Source organism: Desulfoscipio gibsoniae DSM 7213, assembly GCF_000233715.2.
Lineage (GTDB): Bacteria > Bacillota > Desulfotomaculia > Desulfotomaculales > Desulfallaceae > Sporotomaculum > Sporotomaculum gibsoniae.
Genome location: NC_021184.1, coordinates 2,427,055 through 2,452,430, shown reverse-complemented (window position 1 = coordinate 2,452,430; position 25,376 = coordinate 2,427,055). Strand labels below are relative to the sequence as shown.

Sequence of the window (25,376 nt, the reverse complement as noted above, 5' to 3'; positions counted from 1 at the left end):
ACATTTATCCTTTCCAGAAGAAGGTGAATTATAATGAGTAGTGAAATAGCAGTTTGGGTAAATGAAAATGGTGAAACGACAACTTTAAACACCCCGGGGAAAATTGTGGTTTACCGTAAATGGCAGGGTAATTGGAAAGCTGATCGGGATAAAGTGATTAGTCCGCCCTCAACAGGGGGCATGAGCATGTTGCGCCGGTTGATGAGCGAAGTACTTGAGGTTATGGGAAAAAGTAAAATTTTTGTAGCTCAAAAAGTTACCGGGATACCTTATTTCGAGCTGGAAAAATCCACGTGCTCGGTTTGGGAAATGCCGGGCAAACCTGAGGATTTTTTGGATTATATCCTATCCTGTGAGGAAAAGGAACAAAGCACAGAGCAAAAAAACGCCGCCGTATTGGTTCCGGCACCGGTGGAAATTGGAGCAGGACGCTACCGTGTTTCCATTAAGGAAATCCAGGAAAGCGGCGGCGGCATCACTTCCAAGCAGGTCTTGCAACCATTTTTGAGCCGGGGCAAATTTTTCGAACTTGAAGTTATCTGCAACCACGTTCCACCCTGGTTGGAAGCTGAATTTATTGCGGGAACGTGGAAGGGCGAAGTCACGGGAGGTGGTAAAAAGATAATCATATCAAAAACGTGCTAAAAAGCACCAATAACGGCCAAACCAGGCCGTTATTGGTGCTTTGAACTAACTGTTTTGTATATTTCGATGGGTAACTATATGGACCAATTCAGATATCAAATCCTTCAACGGCTGTTTAATTCTATCGTTTAATACTTTCGGAGGGAAAATGAAAATAGGCCACAGGATTATTAAAACCGGCATTGCCGTTACCATCACCATGTTTATTTGTCAAAAATTAAACCTGGAACCGTCTGTTTTTGGCGCTGTTTCCGCGGTTATCAACCTGCAGCCTTCCCTGCACCTGACTTATAAAAAAGCCGGCGAGCAGGTGATTGTGCATATTCTGGGCGTTATGGCAGGCATTCTTTTTGGTTACATGTTGGGGGGAACCCCCCTGACTATGGGAGCCATTACAATTTTCATAATTATACTGTATAACAAATTAAATTTACATAACGGTATAATGATGGGTATTGTAGCTGCTATTTTCATATTAAGCGCCTCTCCCGACCAGTTTTTTCATCACGCCTTTACCAGGTCTGCAGTGATATTTACCGGCCTGATTGTAGCCATGCTGGTGAATATTATCCTTTGGCCGCCCCGGCACGGATCCCGGTTCAACGATTTACTCAGGGAAAGTAATGAAATGGCGGTGAAATACTTTTGCCGGGCCGTGCATGACTTTGTCCGTATGGATAATCAACATTTGCCGCAACCACTTGATATGCGTCAGCAAGTAATCAATTTATATGAAGAATGCTGCGTTCTTGCAGATTATTATCGCCGAGAGAGAAAACAAGTCGATGCAGGTTTTGATTCGGTCGATCCCAATGAATGGTTTAATAGCGCAGAAAAGCTATCCAAATATAACCGATTGCTTGTCGAGAAAGCTGATCAAATATATGATATTTTACCAGCTAGGCTGGAAAGGCGGTTAAAATCAGGCAATCAGTCCATCAGTCAAGAGTTTAAGGCTATACTGGAGATACTGGACAGTGGCTGTGATACAATCATTCGGATCAACCACAAGCTTAGATCATTGATCTGCGACAAAAAGCCCGTAGAGACAGAAGAAATCAGCGAAAGGTTCTGGGGGGAATTGACATTGGTCATTGATAAATGGCAGTCCAGACTAACAGGAAGTTATTATCTACACGCCTTAATAGAAGCTTCAATGGTGGCCGGAGAAATCAGGTGGGCTTCCAGGGAAGCCAAAAAAATCCTGAACAGTGCAATAAATCGATAAACATGCTACTAATTTGGGTAATCCTAAAGCGTTAAACGATATTGGATAGTTTCAAAGATAGATTTTTTTGTGCAATTAAAGAATGGATAATATACTATAAATAGGAGTATAGTCAAATATTAATTAAAAATTTAGCAATTTTATTCGTTAAATTATGATTCACAAACACAACGTTTTGATGGAGCGTTAATTAGGACTTGCTGAACTAAACAAAAACCCAATAAAATCAAGGATTTAGGAGCATATTTGTCGAAATAAGATGCATGGAAAATGCGGTAAAGATTGCAAAAACCGTGCACCTGGAGGCAAAAAATATGTTCCGTAAAGTGGAAAACCAATATTATCTTGAAGAATTTATATTGCCTTTTGAAGGCAAATTAAGAGCTGATAACCGCTGGGTAAAACTAGCTAAAATTATCCCCTGGGAAAGCATCGAAGAACGCTATGCCAATCTTTTTCCCAGCAACCGTGGACAGTTGGCTAAACCCGTCAGAATGGCCCTTGGTGCCTTAATCATTAAAGAGAAATGTGGCTATAGTGACCGTGAAACAGTGGAGCAGATCACTGAGAATCCCTATTTGCAATACTTTATCGGTCTAAGGGAATACCATGATCGGCCGCCATTTGATTCTTCACTAATGGTCCACTTTCGTAAGCGTTTTGGCTCTGAAACCCTAAAAGATATCAACGAAGAAATCTGTCGTGCCGCCAAGAAAGCGGAAGAGCAAAAGAAGGACGATGACAACAAGCCTAAACCACCTTCAGGTGGCAAAAAACGCACGCGAAAGAACCAAATAGCCCAAAAAGCAAAGCCTCTTCTTTTGAGGTATATCCGGCAAACAAAGGCAAACTCATCTTGGATGCCACCTGCGCCCCGGCAGACATACGCTACCCCACTGACTTATCCTTGCTTAACGAAGCTAGGGAGAAGTTGGATAACATTATCGATCTCGTGCACAAGACTCTTGGTAAGCCAGGTAGAAGACCACGTACTTATCGTCAAATAGCTCGTAAAGCCTACCTTAACATTGTTCACAACAGAAAGCCTGGTAAAAAAGCTATCCGAAAAGCCATCGGCAAGCAGCTGCGCTATGTGAGGCGCAACCTAAGTGCTGTAGACCGCCTACTAGCTATGGCCGGTGATAGTCATGGTCTAAGTCAGAAACAACAGGATACATTGCGCACCATACGTATGGTCTATGAACAACAACTCCATATGTATACCTACCGCAAACACAAGATAAATGATCGCATTGTAAGCATCAGCCAGCCGCATGTGCGTCCCATTGTCCGAGGTAAAGCCACAGCTGATGTCGAGTTCGGTGCCAAAGTCGCTATCAGTATGATAGATGGTTACGCCTTTGTGGAAACGCTAAGTTGGGACGCCTTTAATGAAGGGGTAACCTTGCAAGAATCGGTGGAATATTACCGCCAAAAGTACGGGTACTACCCTGAAGCCGTTCAGGCAGACAAAATATACCGGAATAGGGAAAACCTGCGCTTCTGCGATAGATATAACATACGGCTCAGTGGACCACGGCTAGGAAGACCACTGATTGATAAAGTACTACAGAGAGAACAGAGACGCATAGAACGGCAAGATGCCAGCGAACGCAATGCTGTAGAAGCGAAATTCGGAGAAGGCAAGCGTCGCTATGGATTGGCACGTATTATGGCACGTCTAAAAGAGACCGCCGAAAGCGTGATCTGCCTGCAGTTCCTAGTAATGAATTTGGAACGTAGGCTCCGTGTTCTTTTGTTCTTTTTTATGCGGCGTCTGTTTCGGTATAATCTGGGTTTTCAAGAACCGTTATTATACTGTTTTAATTAAAATAAGTTCGGTTCAGCAAGCCCTAATTAGATAGCGAAAACCGGTTGCCTTCTCATCCATATTTTATTGCATTCATTCATGGATTATCACTCCTGATGATAAAGGGATGAAAATTGACCACAACTAATATGTTCACGGTATAATGAATGTGCCATGAAAAAAGTTATAACCATGTCGAGACGTACTGATATGCGCTGGTTTGCAGAGAAAATGACACTGGTGTTATCGGAGAAATACCCCCCGGAGAAGGTGCACACGGTTGTTTGTATAACCAAGTTTCCAGGCTGTATTTATAACGAACCCTATGCAAAAGTGCTGAAAAAATATGATCATGTTTTTGCCCATGTGACCATCACGGGGCTTGGCGGATCCCCACTGGAGCCGAACGTACCCGGTTGGAGGGATGCAACTGAGAAACTACCGGAGTTAGTGGCATTTTTGGGTTCACCGGAAAGGATCCGGCTACGGGTTGATCCGCTGGTCGCGATCAAAAAAAACGGTAAGTTAATAAGCAATATACCTATTGCAGAACAAATAATCGAGCAAGCAGCGAAAATAGGAATTCGCTCTTTTACTACTTCGTTTATGGAAGAATATCCTCGAGTAAAACGTAGGTTGGCCGGACATGGCTACGAAATTATTACACTCAGTCAAGAGCAAAGGATAAAGGTAATAAAACGCCTGGTGCAGGTGACCCAAAAGCGGGGTGGGGTGTTATATACCTGTGCGGTGCCAGGGTTTGCTAAGTCCAAATGCATTGACGGAGCGCTGTTGCAAGAGCTGCACCCTTGGAAGGAACTGTGCAACCGGGAAAAGGCTTCCGGCCAGCGTGAACTATGCGGCTGCACCAAAAGCATTGATATTGGATGGTACAACATGCGTTGCCAGTCCGGCTGCCTTTATTGCTATGCGGGGGAAGTGTAAAATAAAACAACAATTTTTTACAATGATTATACTTAAAGACGTTATTACTTACGTGAAAGGGGGGAGTAATAAGGTGGTCAAGAAAATACCCAAGTTTAGAACCGAAGAAGAAGCTCGCTTTTGGGAGCTTCTCCTTTAATAAAAAACATTCTAACCATTTAGTCCTTTGCTGAAGAAAATTCCCCTAGACCTAACCCCTTTAAACCTATAAATTTAAATATATATTTCTTGCCAATCTTAACCTTTTTAAAAATACCGGCTGATTCAAGCTTATTTAAATCTTGCCTAGCTGTTTCATACGATACTTTGTGCTTCTTTTTGTAATCATCAATGCTTATATAATCTTTCTCTGTTCTAATAAAAAAGAACAAACATTTTTTTACTCGTTCAGACAAAAATACACCATTATTTTCCAACTCACTTATTATAAAATGTTTACCTAATTCTTTGCCCAACCTATCAATAACAGCAACTATTGAGTTTATTATCATACTTGTATTGAAATTGATAAAATACGTTAAATCGCTATTATATTCTTCCACATTCTGGATTGATTTATAATATTTCATCTTTTGGTCCCTAATAATAGTTGATATGGAAAAGAACTTAAAGAAGTCATATCCTTGTTGTAATAAATACATGTATTGGAGTGCGCGAGACGTTCTACCGTTACCATCAAAAAAAGGGTGAACATAAACAAAATAGAAGTGAATAATACTTGCCTTTTCAATAGGATGCATATCCTGATCAGTATTAATAAATTCAACTAAATCCCTCATCATTTTGGGAACCTCAATATAATTGGGGCCTTCATATATAACTTTTTGAGTACCACTATCCCAAATTACAACACTATCATTTCTATACTTTTTAACCACATCATCTTCTTTTAAAGTGTTATAAGTTATTATTCTGTATATTTCAAGTATTATATTCTCATCAATGGTTCTATGAAGGTTTTCAAGAACATATTCAAGAGCCTTATAATTATTTAATATCATTTGCTCACTATTATTAACAGGTTTAATTTTTTTACTAACAAGCTCAACAGTCCTTTTTTTGGTGGAAAATGCACCTTCAATAACACTAGAATTAAAAGCTTCGTCAATTAATGCATCTACCAAATAATCCTTTGCTATCTTAGGAGACTTCTTAAAAATAGTTTTTATTCTTTCTACTACATGAAATTTTGCAGAGTTATCTATCATTGCCATTTTATCCATATATGGCAAAGAACAATACCAAAAATTATTTCCCTGCTGATCTTTTAGCGTTATCTCTTTTCCATGCTTTTTTCTATATTCCAATATCATTGGCCAAAAATCATAAATTTTTAATTCAGATGGGAGTCGGTACATAATTTCCTTTTTGTTTAAGTACCTTTTTGTAAAAGATTGAATATAATTATTATACTGTTCCACGGTGATCACCCATCTTTTTTAAGATATTGGCAACAGTTTACTACTAATTTGCTACTAATTCAAGCCCGTTATTCCCTTTATTTTCAACACTTTCAGGCATTCTGACTTCCGAATATTTAAACAGTTGGGGAGGCGCTGTCATTAATGTAGGAAACGTTTTTTGGTTACTATAAACTGCAAAAAAGTCAGCATTTCCTTAGCATACAGGAATGGCTGACCTTTTTATCAGTAAACCTTGTTAAATTATTTAGACGCCAATTATAAATTAAGCTTCGGCCATAAATTGCTCCGATAAGCGATCAATGGCCCTCTTTTCTATTCTACTTACATAGGAACGGGAGATTCCCAATTTTTTTGCGATTTCCTTTTGCGTTTTACGACCTTTACCACGCAAACCGAAACGCAATACCAACACATTTCTCTCCTGGGGGGGAAGTTTTTTTAGCTTTTTCCATAACTGTTCTTTGTCCAGAGTGCGGGAAACCATCTCAGCTACCGCTTCGGCATCTGTGCTAAGTACATCTAGGAAATGTATTTCATTGCCTTCCTTATCTGTGCCGATGGGCTCATACAGTGACATTTCGGAACGCTTTTTCTTCTTGGAGCGCATATACATTAATATCTCGTTTTCAATACACCTGGAAGCATAGGTGGCCAAACGTGCGGATTTTTCCACATTAAATGTGTTAACTGCTTTAATTAAGCCAATGGTACCAATTGAAATCAAATCATCGAAGTCGTCACCACTGTTTTCAAATTTTTTTATAATATGGGCTACCAGTCTGAGATTGCGCTCAATTAAAACTTCTTTAGCCTTGTCATCCCCCTGCGCCAATTTCTCCAGGTAAAGCTGTTCTTCCTCCTCCGTTAGCGGTTTGGGAAAACTATTCTGCGCCACATATGAGATAAGCAGCATGATCCCTTGGATTACCGACGCAACCGCTAGGGTCCAGAATCCGGGCAACACACATTCCCCCTTTTATGCAATAGGTTATATATTTTATGATTGATTAACTTTAAGTGTGCCTGTACAATAAAAAAATTGTTGAATAGTCACGATTAGGCAATTAAAATATCCTTGACTTTTAGGAGGGCTGAATATATAATAGCTATTGCAACCGAACAAAGATGTCGGCGGGGCGTAGCTCAGTTTGGCTAGAGCGCTACCTTGGGGTGGTAGAGGCCGCACGTTCAAGTCGTGTCGCTCCGACCAAGTAATTTATTTTCTGAAACCCGTGAAACCTTTTATATCAAGGCCTCACGGGTTTCAAGTATTATTTAGAGCAGGCTTGATTCCGTAAGTAACACTTAAATCTCCCTAGATAAACCAAATTTGATCCTAAGTTATGCCCGTATTTCGAAACTTTATGCAGCCAACAACTAAGACGTTGGCCGGCATATTCTTTTTTTTGTAATTCATTGCAATATAATATCTAAAAAGGGAAAATATATAATTTATTGTATATTATTGGGTAAAAATTGGTTGGTATAACAAGGTATAATTAAACCATTGTACCGACTTGGCTTATTAAACTTAAAGGAAGAGGTGTAGTATGGATATTTTACAACATGATGACTTTGAAGGAATACTAATTGATAAATTGACGAACCTAGCTGAGCAGTGTAATTTATTAAAAAACACGGCTTTATTCGATAAATACCAGGTAAAACGAGGATTACGGGATGCAGATGGCCGGGGTGTTCTTGTTGGGCTAACAGAAGTCGGTGAAGTGCATTCATATATTGTTGATGAAGGTGACATAATTCCTGTTCCAGGAATGCTGATGTACAGGGGAATCAGCATCACTGATCTAGTGGACGGTTTTCTTAAGGATGATCGCTATGGTTTTGAAGAAACTTGTTATCTTTTGCTCTTTGGTGCTCTACCTAATAAAGAAGAACTTGCGGACTTTCAGCAGCTCCTGGGTAACTATCGAAAACTGCCCGAGCATTTTGTCCGGGACATGATATTGAATGTGCCCAGCAACAATATAATGAATAAACTGGCAAGAAGCGTATTAGGACTTTATACCTTTGATGATAGGGCTGACGACACATCTATCAAAAATGTGTTAAAGCAATGCGTCATGCTTATTGCTTCTTTCCCAACTATGGCCGTTTATGGCTACCAGGCCTTCAATAAGTATTACGCAGACCAAAGCTTGTTTATTCACAGCCCCAGGGCTGATTATGGCACCGCTGAAAATATTCTACATATGTTGAGACCGGACAGCACCTTCACAAAACTGGAAGCAAGACTTCTTGACCTGGCCCTGGTGCTTCATGCCGAGCATGGTGGGGGTAACAATTCCACCTTTGTAACCCGCGTTGTGACTTCATCAGGGACTGACACGTATTCCGCAATGGCAGCTGCCCTGGGATCATTAAAGGGGCCAAGGCATGGCGGCGCTAACATTAAGGTTATTCAAATGCTGGAGGATATGAAACAAAATCTAAAAAGTTGGAAAGACGATGAAGAAATTGAAAACTACCTGGAAAAAATTCTTAACAAAGAGGCTTTTGACCGCTCCGGCCTGATTTATGGCATGGGCCATGCGGTATACACTATATCAGACCCAAGATCCGTTATATTTAAAGATCACATAGCCAGGTTGGCCATAGAAAAGGGATTGCAGGATGAATATGAGTTTTATTCCAAGGTTGAGACACTGGCGCCCAAGGTAATTAGCAAAGTTCATAAAAGGGACAAAGGTGTCAGTGCCAATGTCGATTTTTACTCAGGCTTTGTGTACCGAATGCTGGATATTCCACCTGAAATGTACACCCCGCTTTTTGCAATATCCAGAATATCAGGATGGAGCGCCCACCGGATAGAAGAAATTGTAAACGCAGGTAAGATTATTAGACCCGCATACAAATGCGTGGCAAAAAGGCGACCTTACACCTTTATGGATGAACGCTAACTTAAAGTGTAACCGGTTTAAAATAACCTCAGTTTTGTAAAAACGATAGAAGCAGCTAATCCATTATGGAAGCTGCTTTTTTTTAAATTTCCAGGAAGACGTTACTTGAAAATTTACGTATTTAAATTCCTAACGTCCAAGTGCCTTTAAGTTGGCCCGAAGTGACCTGGCCAGCAATGGCGTTGCGGCTGCTGTGGGCAATTCTAAGTTAGATACAACCTGTTTGCACAAATCCATTAAATCCGGCGAGGTATTAACAGCATTTTGGGCAACAAACTTATGAATACGATTAAGGTAACTTATACTTTCTGCCATCAGTTGATACAAATCATCGCTCTCTCGCGGAATATCCCAGGCTGATAACATAGTATGAACACCTTCAAGATCCTTTAACTTATTAATTGAGCTGACGGATGATGTATAATCATCATAAATAGGTATATCTCCCGGCAGCGGCACTGCATCGCCGGAAAATAACACCCTATCCGCGGGAAAATACAGGGATATAGATCCTCTAGAGTGGCCCGGTGTGTGGATTACCTCCAGGCTTAATCCATCCCCTAGATTTAGAATATCCCCTTCTTCCACCAGACGGTCAATTTCAACAGAACCTCCTACGAGAGAGTGGAAGCCAGGAACGGGTCGCTCCCTGCATTGCAAATCTACATCTTCAATCCAATCTTTTTCTCCGGAGTGTGCCGCAATGACACAACCGGTAGCTTTTTTTAAGGAATGTACCGATCCAATATGATCAGGGTGGGAGTGAGTTAGTACAATCATATCTATTTCTTCAGGTTGGCGGCCCGTTTTTCGCAAATAATCAAATATTATTGTTTCTGCGGATTTTACCCCGGTATCAATGAGACAAATTTTAGGACCATAGATTAGATATGCATACACGAACCTGTCAATTTTTAATTCAGGGCTAACAGTTATTTGAAAGGGAATTCTCAGGGCATGTACATGTTTGGTAACCTGCATTTTTGCTACCTCCAAAAATAATATTTATTTATCCTTAAAACCAACATCTACAAAATGTTGGCATAAATGATAATAGGCATATTCTCTGAATAGTTCTATTTTCCTTTGCCTTTTGATAAAATATATCTATTTTATTGGTATCTAATAGTTTGAAAAGAGGAAATTAAAAGTTAATTACGTATTTTATTAACATACATGCTTGGGTAATCCCATAAGAAATCCTTAAGGGCAAATTTTTGTTGTATTGATGGCGCGGAGATGGAATTCAATAAGTTAGAAAAGAAAAAGGTGATTATACATGAAGAAAGATGCGTTAGCAGGACACCTGGGAATTAAGCTGCTTGAAGTAAAGTCCGGCTATGCCAAAGCTACCGTAAAAATTACTAAACAATTACTCAATGGAGCAGGCGTTACTCATGGTGGCACAATTTTTAGCTTAGCGGACGTTGTGCTTGCTGCAGCCAGTAATTCTCATGGTCCGCTTGCATTAGCATTAGATGTAAACATCCATTTTTTAAAAACCACAAAAGAAGGGGCAATTCTTACTGCTACGGCAACTGAGGATAATTTAACCAGGAAGACGGGTCTTTATCGAATGGAAGTAAAGGACGATCGAGACACACTAATCGCAATTGCGGAAGGTCTAGTATATCGTATGGATAACTGACCTTTACGGTACTTGCTTGGTCAATATAATAAAAGGAACCTTGAACCAACAATGGATTTGAAAGAAGAAACCTGCCCCGGCCTAAGGTTCATCCAAGGCAGGGGCCTTTTCTATTCGGGAGCGAACAGATAAGCTTTATGGAATTTGTGGAAAGCAGGGTATAGAAGCTTTTACTAAAAGAAATCCGTTGATAACATCCATGTGGGTTATCAGCAAAAGTGCTATCCTTTAAAGAAACTTATTTTTCCGCGGGAATTATGTGCATCCCTATATTAAGGTATTTTTTAGCTAGATCTATATAAAGCTGTTTCCCATACGCCCATCTTTCAGTATCTTTTTCACTTACTTTGCGTACCTCACTGGCTGGATTTCCTGCAACTACGACTTTATCAGGAATTATCTGGCCCATTTTTACAACCGCGCCTTCTGCCACTATAGATGCTTCGCCAATTACTGAATACAAACTGGTAATGGTGCCCATACCAAGTACAACAAAATCTCCAACTTGCGCAGCGTGAACTACGGCTCCGTGTCCAATGGTTACCTTTTTACCAATTTTACATATGTCATTTGGTGGGGCATGGACTACTACACCTTCTTCGATAGCAGTTCCTAAGCCTATTTCAATAGTCCCGTAATCCCCGCGTAAGATAGCACCATGACCGATATAACAGTTGTCTCCAATTTTTACATCTCCAATAACCAGAGCATGTTCGCTGACATAAGTATCTTTGCCAACCTCGGGTTGTTTTCCGTCAAATGAATAAAGCAATATTTTCCTCCATTCCGTTTTGTTTTAATCAACTATACAACCGTTATAAGCAAATGTCAATTAATGGTGAAAGAATGAAACGGCCTTAGCTATTTCAAAAGAGGGGGATCTGAGAATTAGAAAGAAGGACATTATATACAGTAGAGGTAATTTCGGGGGCGGTATATCCAAAGTAGTAAAAACAAAAAGGTCAATTTTTCCCATTATAGGGATAGACTTGTTTTACTTGCTGTGATAACATCTTCTTGAAACAAATATTCAACCGGTTCAAATAGTCCGAATATTTTAAATAATATGTCTACATCAGGAGGGGCTTCCGTGAAACAGAAATTCAAACTAACGGAACTTCTCGACATAAATAAGGAAGATGGCATAATTAATTTCCGCGGTCATAGGATGTTGGTTTTCCTGTCTAGTTATTTTTATGAATTGCGTAAAGAAATGATCGATTCCCTGGGGGAAGATATTGTTCGTGGTATCCTGGCTCGTTTCGGCTACCGTTGTGGTTTTAATGATGCTACCTCCTTTCAAAATTTCCCTGAGTTTGAGAACGATGCCAATTGGATGCTAGCCGGGCCGTTGATGCACACATTAGAAGGACTTGTGCATGCTTCCGCTAAAATCCTTGAATATGACCGGCAAAAAGGTAATTTCTTAATGCGGGGCATATGGCGCAACTCTTATGAGGCTGAGCACCACTTGCGCCTTTTCGGCCCGGACAAGGAACCGGTTTGCTGGACATTGAGCGGCTATGCCAGTGGTTTTGGCACCTGTTTCTTTGGCCGGCAGGTTATCTGCGTCGAGACTATGTGCCAGGGTATGGGAGATCCATATTGTCAATTCGAATTACGCAATATCGAAGCTTGGAATGGCGCAGCTATGCGCAATATTGATGATTTAAAGCAATGCCTGGTGGAAGAGGCGCAGAGACGGGTAACCCTTTGGCGGGGGATGAGCAATTATGTGCTGGAACGAACAAATGAAATTTTAAAGGAAAAGCTTGCGGAACTGAATAAAGTGAATAAGCTGCTGAATCAGGAAAAAGGAGCTATGCAAAAATCCGCAGCCATTCACAATCAGCTTACCACCCTGGTTCTGGAGGGACAAGGGCTTTCAGGAATTGTAGAAAACCTCGCCTGCATTATTGACAGAACGGTACTGGTGGCCGATCGTTTTTTTCAGGTTATGTCTTGTTCTAAACATTTGCGGGAAAGCGAAGTGGACATTGAATCGATCTGGCGAAAGGTAGTTACCGATCCAGCGGTCAGCAAGGATCTTCTAGCTATGGATTCCGGCAATCATTATTCCCGGCTTGGGTTTCCCGTCAGTAATGGCACTAAGAGCATGGTAGTGGTTCCCATTATTGCAGGCAACAATCACCTTGGATTTGTGACCGCCTTGGATGAAGAAAAGTCCCTGAGTAAACTTGACTGTATTGCCCTGGAGCATGCGGCAACGGTAATAGCGCTGGAAATGCTGAAACAAAAAGCGTCATTTGAATCCGAGCTGAGGATCCGGGAAAATTTTTTTGATTCACTTTTGACGGGTAAGTATGAAAACGAGGATATTGTTTTATGGCGGGCTAAGCAATTAGGGCTTGATTTAAGTAAAACCTATCGTTTAATGTCCATTGACATTGAGCTTGAGGAGGTTGTAGATAATGTAAAAAGGCAATACAAGCAAGTGCATATGGCGGAAAATTTCTTTGAAACAGTACGTTATGTTTTTGAGAGCATTTGTCCCGGCTTCTTTTTAAGCGGTAATTGTAATAATACAATCGGATTGTTACCAGTTACGGTTGAAACAAAAGATACCGATATTAATAATCTATCAACTGTTTTGCAAAGAATAGAAACCGACCTAAAAACACATTTGCCGGAAGAATATAAGTGGTGGGTGGGTATCGGGTCGCCTTGCAGTCGGTTGAGTGATTTTGCCACCTCCTATCATGAAGCCCGCGCCACTATCGATATAGTCAAAGCATTGAATCGTAAAAACCGCTGTTTGGCCTATGAAAAACTGGGGGTCTTTAGTTTAATCAATATAAACGTTGATCGTTTTCGCAATTTTATCCGAAAAGTAATCGGTCCGCTTATTGATTATGATGAAAAGAACAATTCCCAATTGGTTGAAACTTTAACCTTATACTTTAATAATAACTGCAATGTCCAGAGGGCTTCCCGAAATGGCTTTTTGAATTCTGCAACGATGAAATATAGATTAAAGCGAATCTCGGAAATCGCCAACATCGATTTTTCCAATTCAGAAACCATTCTTATGGTGCATTTGGCCCTTAAAATGATTGAAGGAATTTAAGCGAACTAATTCGGTGTTAATCCAGGTTAAAGCCATTATCTATATCATAGATATAAATTTGTATAGATTATATATTTGTGCAACATCAAGTAAGTGACTTCAAAAAAAATAACCGCAAACCGATTCCCTTTGGCAGAGGTTCAAATCGGTGCGGCTCTACGTCTGTATAGCGCAAAGCCTATATAAGGCCCGCGCCTCCAGCTTTGCTATGCCTATTTTACAATCAGGGAGCGCTCGTGTCAAGATATACCATTCTTCTTTACGGCGATTATGTATAAAGGTGGTGGTTTGAGCATGAAAACATGCTAAGATAGCAAGTCTATCAAGTCTATAAAGGGTTTAAAAAAGATAAGGGGTGGTTAACCATGTCCGAAACTCCCAGGTTCAAAAAACCGAGCGAGGTTCCCGTTATACCCGGCACAGAAGGCTGGGAAAGAATGTATCCTTATTACTACCGGTTTGGTATTGATAAGGATAGAGAAGCTTACGAAAACAGCACACTATGGTATTATGACGGGCTTCATTACCCGGAACCCATGTATCCATTTGATTTGATATGGGATGAAGGTTGGTATCTAGGATTATCTCAATTCAACACCCGCATTTTCATGGTCCCGGCGGCGTTTGGTGTAGATCACCGCATTGTAAACGGCTATATCTACATATCGCCTGTGCCGGTGACCGATCCTAAGCAGGTTGAGGAAAGGCTTCAGCATTTCTTGCAAAGAGCCGGCTATTATTACGAAAACTGGAATGATTTATATAGTCTCTGGAAAGGCAAAATGGAGGGATTGATCAAGGAGATTGATAGTATTAAGTTTACCGACTTGCCGGATATGGAGGATATATCCATTGTAAATGAAGGAATTGGCCGCAGCAGCGGTTATGAGCTCGTAAAAAAATATAATCATCTGATTGACACCGCGCTGCTGGTTTGGCAGTACCACTTTGAATTTTTAAACCTCTGTTACGCTGCTTTCGTTACTTTTGCTGACTTTTGCCGGAAGGCTTTTTCGGGAATAGATGACGGTACGATTACCAGGATGGTTGCCGGGATTGACGTTATTCTCTTTCAACCTGACATGCAATTAAGAAAACTGGCAAAGTTAGCCATCACCCTGGGCGTAACCGGCTATTTTAAAAATGAATCAACCCCGGATGAAATTATCACTGCTCTCGAAAAAAGCGAGGAAGGAAAAAATTGGCTTGAACAGTATGAGCAGGCCAAATACCCCTGGTTCTACATGTCTTCCGGAACAGGGTGGTATCATGATCATTACTGTTGGCTTGACCGCCCTGAAATTCCATTCATGTCTATTAAAAGCTACATTCAAAAGGCGGAAAAAGGAGAAAGTCTGGATCGACCTACTGAAAAATTAATTGAGGAAAGAGACAGGATCGTTGCCGAGTACTATTCGCTTTTGCAAACTCAAGAAGATAAAGATGCTTTTGACCAGTTGTTGGCTATTTCTCAGAAGGTATTTCCCTATACTGAAGAGCACGGATTTTATGTTGAACACTGGTCCCATAGCTTGATTTATGGAAAAATTCGAGAATTGGCCGCGGTTTTTGTCAAAAAAGGATTGATTAACGACATAGAGGACATCTGGTACTTGAATCGCTTTGAAATTGGTGAGGCAATTTATGATTTAGTATGCGCCTGGGCAACAGGGGTAAAAGCTTGCGGGGCTTCCTACTGGCCGCAGGAAATAAACTGGCGCAAAGGTGTAATAGATAAATTTCGTGGATATACCCCTCCGCCGGCGCTTGGAGTGCCGCCCGAAGTGGTAACCGAACCGTTCACCATCACTCTGTGGGGGATTACAACCAACCGACTTTCAGACTGGTTAGATGCCGGTTCGACTAAGGCGGAAGATATGAGCCAATTGCAAGGTCATCCTGGTTCACCGGGTATAGTTGAAGGAATTGCCAGGGTGGTACGCGGTCCGTCTGAACTGGGATTACTACAAGAAGGTGAGATCCTGGTAGCACCGACTACCTCACCAAGTTGGGCTCCCATATTTGTCAAAGTTAGTGCAGCGGTCACGGACGTAGGAGGGATCATGTCCCATGCCGCCATCGTTTGCCGAGAGTATGGTCTGCCGGCTGTAGTAGGTTCAGGTTATGCAACCGCAGCAATTAAAACCGGGCAAAAAATCAAAGTGGACGGTTATAAAGGGATTGTTTACATTTTACAGGATTAAAATAATTTGATGTTTTGTTAAGGGGGGCAAACCGTGGATACCCAAAATTATGTCTACTGGCTTCGTGAACTTGACAAGGACGATGTCTTCATAGCGGGAAGGAAGTGCAAAGGCCTTGGCGAGATGTTAAGAGCTGGTTTACCGGTTCCCCCTGGCTTCGCCATTTCTCTTAAGGCATACGAGAAGTTTATTGACGAAACCGGGGTTGGTAAGGCTATATCCAGTTACTTTGAGGAAATAAAAGACAGGTTGCAGGACGATGTCAGCCTGTTTGACCAGGCAAGTGAATATATTTGCCAACTTATTGAATCAAGGCCAATACCCGGAGATATTCAAAGCTATATCTTGAATTACTACCGAGAACTTTGCACTCGTTGCAATGTGGAAAACGTGCGGGTGGCAGTGCGTTCCAGCGGCCCGGTAAGCATGCCCGGACAGTTCGATACGTTCCTTAATGTCCAGGGTGAAGAGGAGCTTTTGGATCGGGTAAAAAAAGTTTGGGCTAGTTCCTTTAACGGTCGGGCTATGCACTACCGGATGCAGCGGGCAATGCCTGTGGAAAGTTCCCCCATTGGTATAGCCGTGCTCAAAATGGTTAATGCCAGGGCATCCGGGGTTATGTTCACCCTTGATCCATTAAATGGCGACCGGTCTACGATTTTTATCGAAGCAAGCTGGGGGCTGGGTGAAAGTCTGGTCAGCGGCCAGGTCACACCGGATAAGTTTGCCCTGAACAAAGTGACGCTGTCCATTACAAAGCGGATAATTTGTAACAAGTCCATAGAAATGGTCTATGGGCCGCAAGGTGACGTTGTACCCGTGGAAGTTGAACCGGAAAGGCAAAATGCACCATGTCTCACCGATGAAGAAATAATCCAACTGGGCAAGCTCGGCAAGCTGGTGGAGGCAAACAATAAGCTCCCACAGGATATTGAATGGGCAATAGATAAAGACCTCCCCTTCCCCAGAAACATTATCTTATTACAGACCAGGCCGGAAACTGTATGGAACAAGAAGGAAGTTAAGCCACTGGTAAAACCAAACACGAGCGCGTTAAGCCATATTGCAGGTACGCTTATAACCGGCAAAAAGGTTAGATGATTAATCAATCAATATGACCAATGGTCAAAAAAATAAAAAATTATGAAAGGAGATTAATTTATGGACTTAAGGGATTTTATTAAATTGTGTGAGGAAGCGGGAGAGTTGAAGCGGATTGAAAAGGAAGTGGACTGGGATCTTGAATTGTCCCACATCGCCAAGCTTAACGAAGAAGAGAAAGGCCCGGCGCTGTTTTTCCAAAATATTAAGGGGTATAACACGCCGGTTCTCACCAGTGCATTTACCACTAATAAACGCTTAGCCATTGCCCTCGGACAGCCGCAAACCGCTTCTCTTTGTGAAATTGCTAAAAGTTGGATGAAAGCTACCACGAAAAAGTTAATTCCCCCGGAAGTAGTTAGCACAGGCCCAGTCTTTGATAACGTGGTGGAGGGCGACAAAATAAATCTGTTTGATTTACCTGTACCCAAGTTTTACCCCATGGACGGCGGCAGGTTTATCGGTACCACGGCGGCTCTGGTGACCAAGGATCCAGATAGCGACTGGGTCAACCTGGGCACCTACCGGATGCAGGTGCTGGATGAAAACAGCGTAGGTGTTCAGATCATTAAGGGCAAACATGCTGACTTTCATATGAACCGTTACAAGGAATTGGGCAAGCCAATGCCGGCGGCAGCGATTATTGGCGGCGATCCCCTGAACTTCCTGGTGGGCAGCACCCTGGTATCAGCCGGTGTTTCAGAATACGAGATTATAGGTTCCCTGCGTGACGAACCGGCCAAGGTCTTCATCAGCGACCTCACCGGGCTGCCGCTGCCGTATGATTGTGAGATCATACTGGAGGGTGAAATTGACCCGGTGGAGCGTCGCCAGGAAGGACCGTTCGGTGAATACACCGGTTACTATTCCGGCAAAAAGAGTGACGAGTGGCCCAAGCCTTTTATCAATGTTAAGCGGGTGTATTTCCGTAACAACCCGATTTTGTGGTCCACCACGGTAGGGAAACCAATTACCGATACTCACATGATCCAGTCACTGAACCGCACGGCCACAATGTGGACTGATTTGGAGAATATGCATATACCCGGTATTAAATCGGTCTATCTCCCTCCCGAATCCGGCGGCCGTTTCTGGGGCATTGTGTCGGTGAAGCAGATGTATCCCGGGCATTCGATGCATGTCGGCACGGCGGTCATATCAACCACCACGGGACACTATGGCTTAAAGGGTGTTATTGTGGTCGATGATGATATTCCGGCCGATGACTGGACCAAGGTCTTTTGGGCGATGAGCATGCGCTACGACCCGGTTGCGCGCACCCAAATCATTAATAGGGGGCGCTCCACTCCACTCGACCCTGCACTGCCGATCAATGCCCGGGAGATTTGCTCCAGGATTATTATTGATGCCTGCATACCCTACGAATGGGATAGAAAACCATTAGAAATCCAGCTTGACACGGAAATGGCCGATAAAGTTCGGAGCAAGTGGCAGGAGTATGGTTTCTAGTTTTTAACAATCAAACTTGAAGGACTTTGTTAAAGCTAATAAATTATTAACTTTGTTTGGCTAAGGCTGAGCTGCTTTGAGCGACCTTGGAAAATTATCATTACGGGTGCCTTTAATTAGGTATCCGTGATGATAAATCAAGCAGTTAAAAGCTATTTGCAACGCTGGTATTAATAAGTACGAGGAAAGGAAGCTGATAAAGCGCTGATTGTTGACAATGAGGGGGTGAGCTTGATGGAAAAAACAGTAGTAATAGTGAGTACCCTTGATACTAAAGCTCAAGAGACAAAGTATCTTAAAGGGCAAATAGAAAAAAAAGGCTATAAGGCATTGATTATGGATATAGGCACAAAAGATTCGCCTAACATATCCGCAGATATCACTCGTGAAGAAGTGCTTGCCGCTTCCGGTAAGGAAATTGATACCGAAAAGCTGTCCCAAAACAGGCCCCAATTAATGCAATTAATGGTCGAGGGTGCAGGAAATAAATCTAAGGAGCTTTATGCCTTAAAGAAATTGCACGGAATTATCGGAATCGGTGGAGCCACCGGCACTATTATGGGCACCGGTGTAATGAAAGCACTCCCTTTTGGTGTCCCAAAACTGATGGTTTCCAGTGTGGCTGCCGCACGGGGATTGACCAGTCGCTATTTTGGCACTGCGGATATAGCGATTATGCACTCGGTAATAGATTTTACCAGTTTAAACGATCTCATGCGCGATGTTTTGGATAGAGCTGCGGGTAGTATCCTGGGTATGGTGGAAATGAAAGAAGCCGATGCTGCTGTAGGGGCAGGCAGGAAGCAAGGAAAGATGCTTGTAGCCATGACCCTGTTGAATATGTGTGAAAAGTGCGCCACACATGTGCGGCGGCGCCTGGAACAAGAAGGATACCAGGTAATTGGTTTTTCCGCCACAGGTGTAGCAGACATGGCCATGGAAGAACTAATCGGTAAGGAAGGCATTTTTAACGCAGTGATCGACCTGGCCCCGGGCGCGGTAGGGGAAGAGTTAATCGGCGGCACCAGGGCGGCCGGCCCGCACAGGTTGGAAGCGGCCGGCAAGGCAGGTATCCCCCAAATTATTGCGCCCTGTCTGGTGAACCTAATGACACCACCAAAGAGTAAATACAAACCTGACTATTACAGCCGTAAAAGATATGATCTTGATGCCTTGCGTACCTTTTTGAGATTATCACCTGATGAGCTGGTCATGGTTGCTGAAACCTTCGCCGGGAAACTTAACCAGGCCAGGGGACCGGTAAAGATTATTATTCCTACCAGAGGGTGGTCCGGCATTGACGGAGAAGGCTCTGTTCTTTATGATCCCGAAACCGACCGCATTTTTGTAGAGGAATTGCGCAAAAGATTGCGGCCCGACATTGAAATTAGGGAAGTTGAAGCCAACCTTGAAGAACCGGTGTTTGCCGAAAAAGTATTGGAGGCCTTTAAGGATGTTATGAAAGCAGGCGAAAATGTAGAAAACAGGATACAAACCGTTAGTAAATAAAATATTGACATAATACCCAGGGTTGGCGACAATATATTCTAAATCCTTGTGTATCAAGGATTAGAGCAGTCGCAAGAACCGATTTGCAGTAGGTAAAATCGTTATCGCAGCCCCATGTAAACGTTGCTACAGGGCTTATTATGCGGTATAATTGTAAAATATGCCATAAAGGGCCATCATGTTTAGCGTTTTGATCCCCTGACACTACTGCGATGATAATTTGTAGCAGTAGACTTGACATAATAATCTAAAATTTCTGTCTTTAAGAATAATGCCATGATAAATAAGCAAAGTTGCTGTCAAAAAACAATGGTTGCTTGTGACAATAATAGTTCTATTTTCTTGAGAGGAGGAAAGTAGCATAATGAGAGTAATTCGGTATACAGATGAAATGATTAGTGAATTTAAAGATAAAGGTTATTGGACTGACGAGACTTTTTACGATTTCTGGGCAAAAAACGCTAGAGAAATTCCCGATCGGGAAGCTCTTGTGGATTCGCGTCACAGGGTTACCTGGGCGCAGGCCAAAGAATTAGTAGATCAGATTGCTTACCATTGGGTTGATATGGGCCTGGAAAAGTACGAACGGATAATTATTCAGGCGCCAAATGAAGTCAACGCTTTTCTGGCCAGGATTGCCGCGGAGCGCGCGGGATTAGTTTCTCTTGTTGTATATGCTTATATGCGTCAAAAGGAACTATCGTATATGATTGAAAAAACAGGAGCTTCGGCAGTAGTTATTCCGTACACATACAGAAATTTCAATTATCTGGAGATGTACAATGAGCTCCGTAAACTATCCCCTCGTTTAGAATATATCTTTCTCCTTGACGAAGATGTCCCTGCCGGTGCTCCGGAAGGAACATATTCTTTGCCCCAGCTTATGAAGGATCCGGTTCCAAATGAAAAACTAACAGTTTTAGATGACCGGCGTTTTGATCCTTTCAGGGATATGGCAATGCTTACCAGCACAACCGGAACAACCGGACTGCCCAAGTTGGTAGAGTGGAACATTGCACCGCGGCTTTGCACGGCCAAGGGCCGGGTTGATATCTGGAACCTAAATGTGGAGGATACTACTGCTGCCATTGCCCCCTTTGCCGGAGGTGCGGCCGGTACTCTTACTTATTTCGCTGCTCCATTGGTGGGGGCAAAGACCGTGTTGCTTGAGGAATTTACCGCCGAAAGCGCACTTGAGCTTATACAAAGAGAGAAGGCGACGTGCATCGGGGTCGTTCCTACCCACCTGGTCCGAATGCTTGAGCAGCCGGTGGAGAATTATGACATCAGCTCCCTGCGCTTTATCCGCTCGGCCGGCGGTTACCTTCCTCCGGATGTGGGGCAGATGGCAGAAAGCACGTTAGGCGGTGTTATTACAAGCGATCTTGGTACTCAGGATGTGGGTTCCGTTTCCGGGTGCAGGGTGGATGATCCTCCGGAACTGAGAAGAAGAACCGTGGGAAGGCCGTTAGCAGGTAACGAAGTCAAACTAATTGATGAAGACGGTAATGTTGTTCCGCCCGGTGAACCCGGCCAGCTGTGGTTCAGGGGACCCAACTCTCCGGCCGGTTACTTTCGCGATCCCGAAACCACCGCCACTGTTTTTGACAGTGAGGGATGGGCCACTACTGGTGATATTGTTAAATGGGACCAAGGTTGTCTCTGGATAATGGGCAGAGCCAAAGATATGATCATCCGGGGCGGCCAGAATATTTACCCGGCTGAAATAGAAGGGTTGCTTCAAGAGCATCCAAAAGTTAAAATCGTGGCTATTGTCGGTTATCCAGACAAAGAGTTGGGAGAGCGGGCGTGTGCCTTTGTTGTCACTAAACCCGGTACCAACTTTACATTTGAAGAAATGATTTCCTTTTTAAAGGAAAAGCAACTCGCCTCTTTTAAACTGCCGGAACGCTTGGAAGTTGTGGAAAGTATACCCACCGTGGGGGATTCCGGCAAAATCGATAAAAAAGTCCTTAAAGCAGAATTGGAAAAGAAAATGTAACAAGTAAGCAAGGTAAATATTATAACGTTATTTCAATCACATCCATCGGTTGGGCCCAACTACAAATGAAAATACAAATATGTGCAATTTTTTGGGGTATGATTGCTTGCCTTGGAGTGTAAATATGCGTCCAAAGGCAAGCAATACGCCAAATTAAAGCTAGCACCGGTAATATGCCGGCTTGCAAAAGGAGGTCTATGTTAATGAAAATCGTTGTCGGGATATCCGGCGCCAGTGGAGCCATTTATGGGATCAGGGCACTTGAGGCTTTGCGCCAGTGCGGGGTTGAAACACACCTGGTGATTAGTAAAAGCGCTAAAATAACTATCAGCATGGAAACGAACTATCGCATTAACGATGTGGAAGCACTGGCAGATTATGTTTATGAAAATGAAAATATCGGTGCTGCCATTGCCAGTGGTTCTTTTAAACATGACGGCATGATTGTGGCTCCCTGTTCCATTAAAAGCTTATCGGCTATAGCTAATTCGTACAATGACAACCTGTTGGTACGCGCCGCAGACGTAGCCCTGAAAGAAAAGAGAAAACTACTGGTTATTGTACGCGAAACACCACTACATATAGGCCATTTGAGGCTGCTGGTTACACTGGCCGAGCTTGGTGGAACAATTTTGCCACCGGTGCCGGCTTTTTATCACCAGCCAAAAACTATTGACGATATAGTCAATCAAACTGTCGGTAAAGCCCTTGATCAGTTTGGCATAGAACACCAGCTATTTCGCCGCTGGGAAGGAAGTTAAATGCGTGGAGTAGTATTGAACATTTAATCCTATTAATTAATTATTTGGAAGGGGTGAGAATAGATTCTATACTTATTTTTTTAACAATAGAATGGCTAAGAGAGGGTTGAGCATAAACGGGAGGGAGCGCCGTGTACCCAGGCTGGTGGAAATACAAGTTATATTGTCCCGCTATGATCGATAATAGTCTCGTTGATTACTTTAGCAGCCGGATGCAGATACAAGGCGCAAAGTTGATCGGGCGAGAAGATTTCGAGCAGATTTTCCAACAATTTTCGGACTTTGGTGAGATCAACCCCTACTATATTGGATTGCAGGAGATATATAACAATTTTATTTTGGTGATGACCTGGCCATCGGGACGAAGTGCCGGCCTTCTGGTATTTAAACCTAAAACGGAAAAATTAGTGGAGATAGATATAATCGTCCTTCAGGAAGAATTACGTGGCCTGGGCTTGGCTCGTTATATCTATGGTTTTTTTGAATCGGCCTGCCAGGATGGCACCTTAATTTTTATCTTGAGTGTAACAGAGGAGGGTTGGCAGTTTTACTCTCGTTGTGGTTATCAGCAGGATATTGATACTTTTAAGATTTTGACTAAGGAAAACAGGGTAGTTCCGTATGATTCCTATGGGTGCCAATAAAAGCTGAAGATAAATAATCCTTATAAGGAGTTAAGGTTAACATGGAGGAAACTCATAAATTAATTTATGAATTGGCCAAACCTTTTCTTAATACCAGAAAAAATGATATTCATATTGAAATATCCCTGGGCTATGCTTATAAACTTCTGGAAAAGGAGGCCGGCGATGATAATATTGTTATTCCGGCAGTAATTCTTCATGATCTGGGTTGGTGGAAAGTGCCGGTTAATTTACATCTAAAGGCCTTTGGGCCACAATTTGACTGGGAACTCAGGCGTAAGCATGAAGTGGAAGGAGTAAAAATGGCGAGAGAGATTCTGGAAAAGGTCGACTATGATGCTAGTAAAATGGAAGAAATTTTGCTCATTATTGATGGCCATGATTCCAGGCTTGAAGCCATTTCCCCAAACGATCGAATTGTTAAGGACGCGGATAAGCTATTTCGTTTTTCTCCCCGTGGTTTTGAAATTGATTACCAGCGTTTTGGAATAGAACGCAATAAATACCTGAAATGGCTCAGTGAATGTGTTGATGAATGGTTTTTTACGTTGACGGCAAAATTGTTTGCCCGGGAAGCGTTACAGGTTTTACGATAACTATAGATGACAAAAAGGCAGATTATAATGGCTCTCCAAAGAGCCGCCCGATCCGGTCAGAAACACCAGTCCTTAAGGAGCTACATATTCAAGCCTTGCAACCATAGTTATTAGCAAAGGGTCACCACAGGTAATGGCATCATGTTTATTAATCCAGTTACAATAAGCTCCTTTTTCACCGACGGTTCCGTCACCTGTGGCTTTGACTTTTCTAATGTCAGCTATATCAAAATTTATGGCAAACATATAAATAACAGTATCAGAGCTTTTACTATCATAAACAGTGCCCAAATCAATTAAATCTTTTATGGAAGCATGATATCCCGCTTCCTCGCCAAGTTCATTCAATGCGCATTCTTTTATGCTGAAACGGTTGGCGTTATCGTATCCACCGGTAATCGAGCACAGCTTTAATCCTTCTCCATGTGGAGGGCACGTTTCATATCTCCCTAAATATTCTATTTGGCCTGCTGTTTTTTTTCTGAACGGTAGGATAGCTACTCCTATGCCATTACACCATTTTAAATGTGCATAAACATAATATTTTTTTTTGCGGATTTGAATCCATTGGTTATTAAAAAGAATACTATCCAAGTCAATAACACCTCTTTAAAACAATCTTAATGTACGAAAAATAAATATTAATTACTAACCCCCGAGCAATGTGCCTAGGGTGCAATGAAAAGGCTGTTTATATGCATATTCGCTAAGTGAGCTTTTTTACCTTTATGTATTTACATAAAATGTATGAAACTATAAATAAATTGGTTCAACCGTCAACATATGCTCTGTACTCCTTACGAATCAGATTTTAATAGTTCTGCCGGGCGGAGATAGAACATAATTTTTTCTAGCAGTCTTAAGATATTTATTCGACTGTTACCTAATCATCAATTAATACTCCAAATAATAAATTTAATCTAGTCTAATATTTTGGTCAATAGATTTTTTCCAGTATTCTATCGATAATGCAAACCAATGTAAATTATAGTATACTTATATAGGTAACCTTAAGACCTAACCAGACTGACGTTAGGAGGGAATTTGCGTATGATTGACTACATGAATGATGAGGAAGCTACTTTTTTTAATTGGTGCGATGAAACTGTGCGCGCGCATATTTCCCAGGAAGGTACGAAGCTGAGCAGGTGGCGCCCCCGCAAGAACAACGATGGGAGTTACGAGCTTATCTTTGAATTGATGCATTCCGAGGGGACAACCTCAAGGCAGCTAGTTCCTGTGCCCAAGCAGTTCCACGAGCTTTTGGAGAGAGAGTATTTTATCAACCACCCCGACCACGAGGACGATTTTTAGAAAGCATGGGGACGGTTCTCCTGCTTCCCTCCTCTCCATCCTGCTTTCCCTAGTATAATCACCAGG

The 25,376-nt window shown here is 42.3% G+C and carries 20 protein-coding genes, 1 tRNA gene and 1 pseudogene; 17 read left to right on the top strand and 5 right to left on the bottom strand.

Translation table 11 applies throughout. The features are described from left to right. Positions 1–33: 33 nt before the first annotated feature. From DESGI_RS11530 to DESGI_RS11515, 4 genes and pseudogenes are all read left to right on the top strand, one after another. Positions 34–645 (top strand): Fe-only nitrogenase accessory AnfO family protein, encoded by a 612-nt coding sequence (locus DESGI_RS11530; RefSeq protein ID WP_006523075.1) that lies wholly within the window; start codon positions 34–36, stop codon positions 643–645. Positions 646–793: 148 nt separating this feature from the next. Then, positions 794–1,873 carry an FUSC family protein gene (locus DESGI_RS11525; RefSeq protein WP_006523074.1) on the top strand — a complete coding sequence of 360 codons (1,080 nt, stop codon included), beginning with the start codon at positions 794–796 and terminating at the stop codon, positions 1,871–1,873. Between the two features lie 314 nt (positions 1,874–2,187). Continuing rightward, a pseudogene (locus DESGI_RS11520) lies at positions 2,188–3,738 on the top strand (IS5 family transposase). Between the two features lie 137 nt (positions 3,739–3,875). Then, a complete protein-coding gene (locus DESGI_RS11515) occupies positions 3,876–4,628 on the top strand; it encodes a DUF1848 family protein (protein WP_157872770.1) in 753 nt (250 codons plus the stop codon). A 158-nt stretch (positions 4,629–4,786) separates the two neighbouring features. Here DESGI_RS11515 and DESGI_RS23075 read toward each other — a convergent pair whose 3' ends face one another. Together DESGI_RS23075 and sigK are read right to left on the bottom strand one after the other, a co-directional pair. Continuing rightward, the gene (locus DESGI_RS23075; RefSeq protein ID WP_052543941.1) at positions 4,787–6,049 is read right to left on the bottom strand and encodes a Fic family protein; all 1,263 of its coding nucleotides are present in this window, start codon (positions 6,047–6,049) and stop codon (positions 4,787–4,789) included. Positions 6,050–6,314: 265 nt separating this feature from the next. Next, entirely contained in the window at positions 6,315–7,016 is a 702-nt protein-coding gene (gene sigK, locus DESGI_RS11505) for an RNA polymerase sporulation sigma factor SigK (RefSeq protein WP_041284867.1), read from the bottom strand. A 168-nt stretch (positions 7,017–7,184) separates the two neighbouring features. Here sigK and DESGI_RS11500 point away from each other — a divergent pair. Further along, positions 7,185–7,262: transfer RNA gene (locus DESGI_RS11500), tRNA-Pro, on the top strand. Between the two features lie 340 nt (positions 7,263–7,602). Beyond that, positions 7,603–8,973 (top strand): citrate/2-methylcitrate synthase, encoded by a 1,371-nt coding sequence (locus DESGI_RS11495; RefSeq protein WP_006523068.1) that lies wholly within the window; start codon positions 7,603–7,605, stop codon positions 8,971–8,973. Positions 8,974–9,102: 129 nt separating this feature from the next. Here DESGI_RS11495 and DESGI_RS11490 read toward each other — a convergent pair whose 3' ends face one another. Next, entirely contained in the window at positions 9,103–9,954 is an 852-nt protein-coding gene (locus DESGI_RS11490; protein WP_006523067.1) for an MBL fold metallo-hydrolase, read from the bottom strand. Between the two features lie 298 nt (positions 9,955–10,252). Here DESGI_RS11490 and DESGI_RS11485 point away from each other — a divergent pair, with 298 nt between their 5' ends. Beyond that, positions 10,253–10,621 (top strand): PaaI family thioesterase, encoded by a 369-nt coding sequence (locus DESGI_RS11485; protein WP_006523066.1) that lies wholly within the window; start codon positions 10,253–10,255, stop codon positions 10,619–10,621. A 238-nt stretch (positions 10,622–10,859) separates the two neighbouring features. On the opposite strand, the gene DESGI_RS11480 is transcribed toward DESGI_RS11485, so the two are convergent. After that, a complete protein-coding gene (locus DESGI_RS11480; RefSeq protein ID WP_006523065.1) occupies positions 10,860–11,393 on the bottom strand; it encodes a gamma carbonic anhydrase family protein in 534 nt (177 codons plus the stop codon). A gap of 318 nt (positions 11,394–11,711) precedes the next feature. On the opposite strand from DESGI_RS11480, the gene DESGI_RS11475 reads away from it, so the two are divergent. The 9 genes from DESGI_RS11475 to DESGI_RS11435 all read left to right on the top strand — a co-directional run bounded on the left by DESGI_RS11475 (position 11,712) and on the right by DESGI_RS11435 (position 23,996). Continuing rightward, complete coding sequence (locus DESGI_RS11475; protein WP_006523064.1) at positions 11,712–13,709, top strand: XylR N-terminal domain-containing protein; 1,998 nt, start codon at positions 11,712–11,714, stop codon at positions 13,707–13,709. 365 nt (positions 13,710–14,074) lie between these two features. Continuing rightward, positions 14,075–15,913, top strand: a complete 1,839-nt coding sequence (locus tag DESGI_RS11470; protein ID WP_006523063.1) for a PEP-utilizing enzyme — start codon at positions 14,075–14,077, stop codon at positions 15,911–15,913. A 33-nt stretch (positions 15,914–15,946) separates the two neighbouring features. Continuing rightward, positions 15,947–17,014, top strand: coding sequence for a PEP/pyruvate-binding domain-containing protein (locus DESGI_RS11465; protein WP_006523062.1), 1,068 nt, complete (start codon positions 15,947–15,949; stop codon positions 17,012–17,014). Positions 17,015–17,074: 60 nt separating this feature from the next. Then, entirely contained in the window at positions 17,075–18,484 is a 1,410-nt protein-coding gene (gene ppcB / locus DESGI_RS11460; protein WP_006523061.1) for a phenylphosphate carboxylase subunit beta, read from the top strand. Positions 18,485–18,718: 234 nt separating this feature from the next. Beyond that, positions 18,719–19,993 carry a Tm-1-like ATP-binding domain-containing protein gene (locus DESGI_RS11455; protein WP_006523060.1) on the top strand — a complete coding sequence of 425 codons (1,275 nt, stop codon included), beginning with the start codon at positions 18,719–18,721 and terminating at the stop codon, positions 19,991–19,993. A 364-nt stretch (positions 19,994–20,357) separates the two neighbouring features. After that, on the top strand, positions 20,358–21,995 hold the full coding sequence (locus DESGI_RS11450; RefSeq protein ID WP_006523059.1) for an AMP-binding protein: 1,638 nt from the start codon (positions 20,358–20,360) through the stop codon (positions 21,993–21,995). A gap of 203 nt (positions 21,996–22,198) precedes the next feature. Beyond that, positions 22,199–22,756 carry a UbiX family flavin prenyltransferase gene (locus DESGI_RS11445; protein WP_006523058.1) on the top strand — a complete coding sequence of 186 codons (558 nt, stop codon included), beginning with the start codon at positions 22,199–22,201 and terminating at the stop codon, positions 22,754–22,756. Between the two features lie 131 nt (positions 22,757–22,887). Next, positions 22,888–23,400 (top strand): GNAT family protein, encoded by a 513-nt coding sequence (locus tag DESGI_RS11440; protein ID WP_006523057.1) that lies wholly within the window; start codon positions 22,888–22,890, stop codon positions 23,398–23,400. 41 nt (positions 23,401–23,441) lie between these two features. Beyond that, positions 23,442–23,996: an HD domain-containing protein gene (locus DESGI_RS11435; RefSeq protein WP_006523056.1), complete on the top strand. Its 555-nt coding sequence runs from the start codon at positions 23,442–23,444 to the stop codon at positions 23,994–23,996. A gap of 72 nt (positions 23,997–24,068) precedes the next feature. Here DESGI_RS11435 and DESGI_RS11430 read toward each other — a convergent pair whose 3' ends face one another. Further along, on the bottom strand, positions 24,069–24,590 hold the full coding sequence (locus tag DESGI_RS11430) for an NUDIX hydrolase (protein WP_006523055.1): 522 nt from the start codon (positions 24,588–24,590) through the stop codon (positions 24,069–24,071). Positions 24,591–25,046: 456 nt separating this feature from the next. On the opposite strand from DESGI_RS11430, the gene DESGI_RS11425 reads away from it, so the two are divergent. Beyond that, complete coding sequence (locus DESGI_RS11425) at positions 25,047–25,310, top strand: hypothetical protein (protein WP_006523054.1); 264 nt, start codon at positions 25,047–25,049, stop codon at positions 25,308–25,310. Positions 25,311–25,376 lie beyond the last annotated feature (66 nt).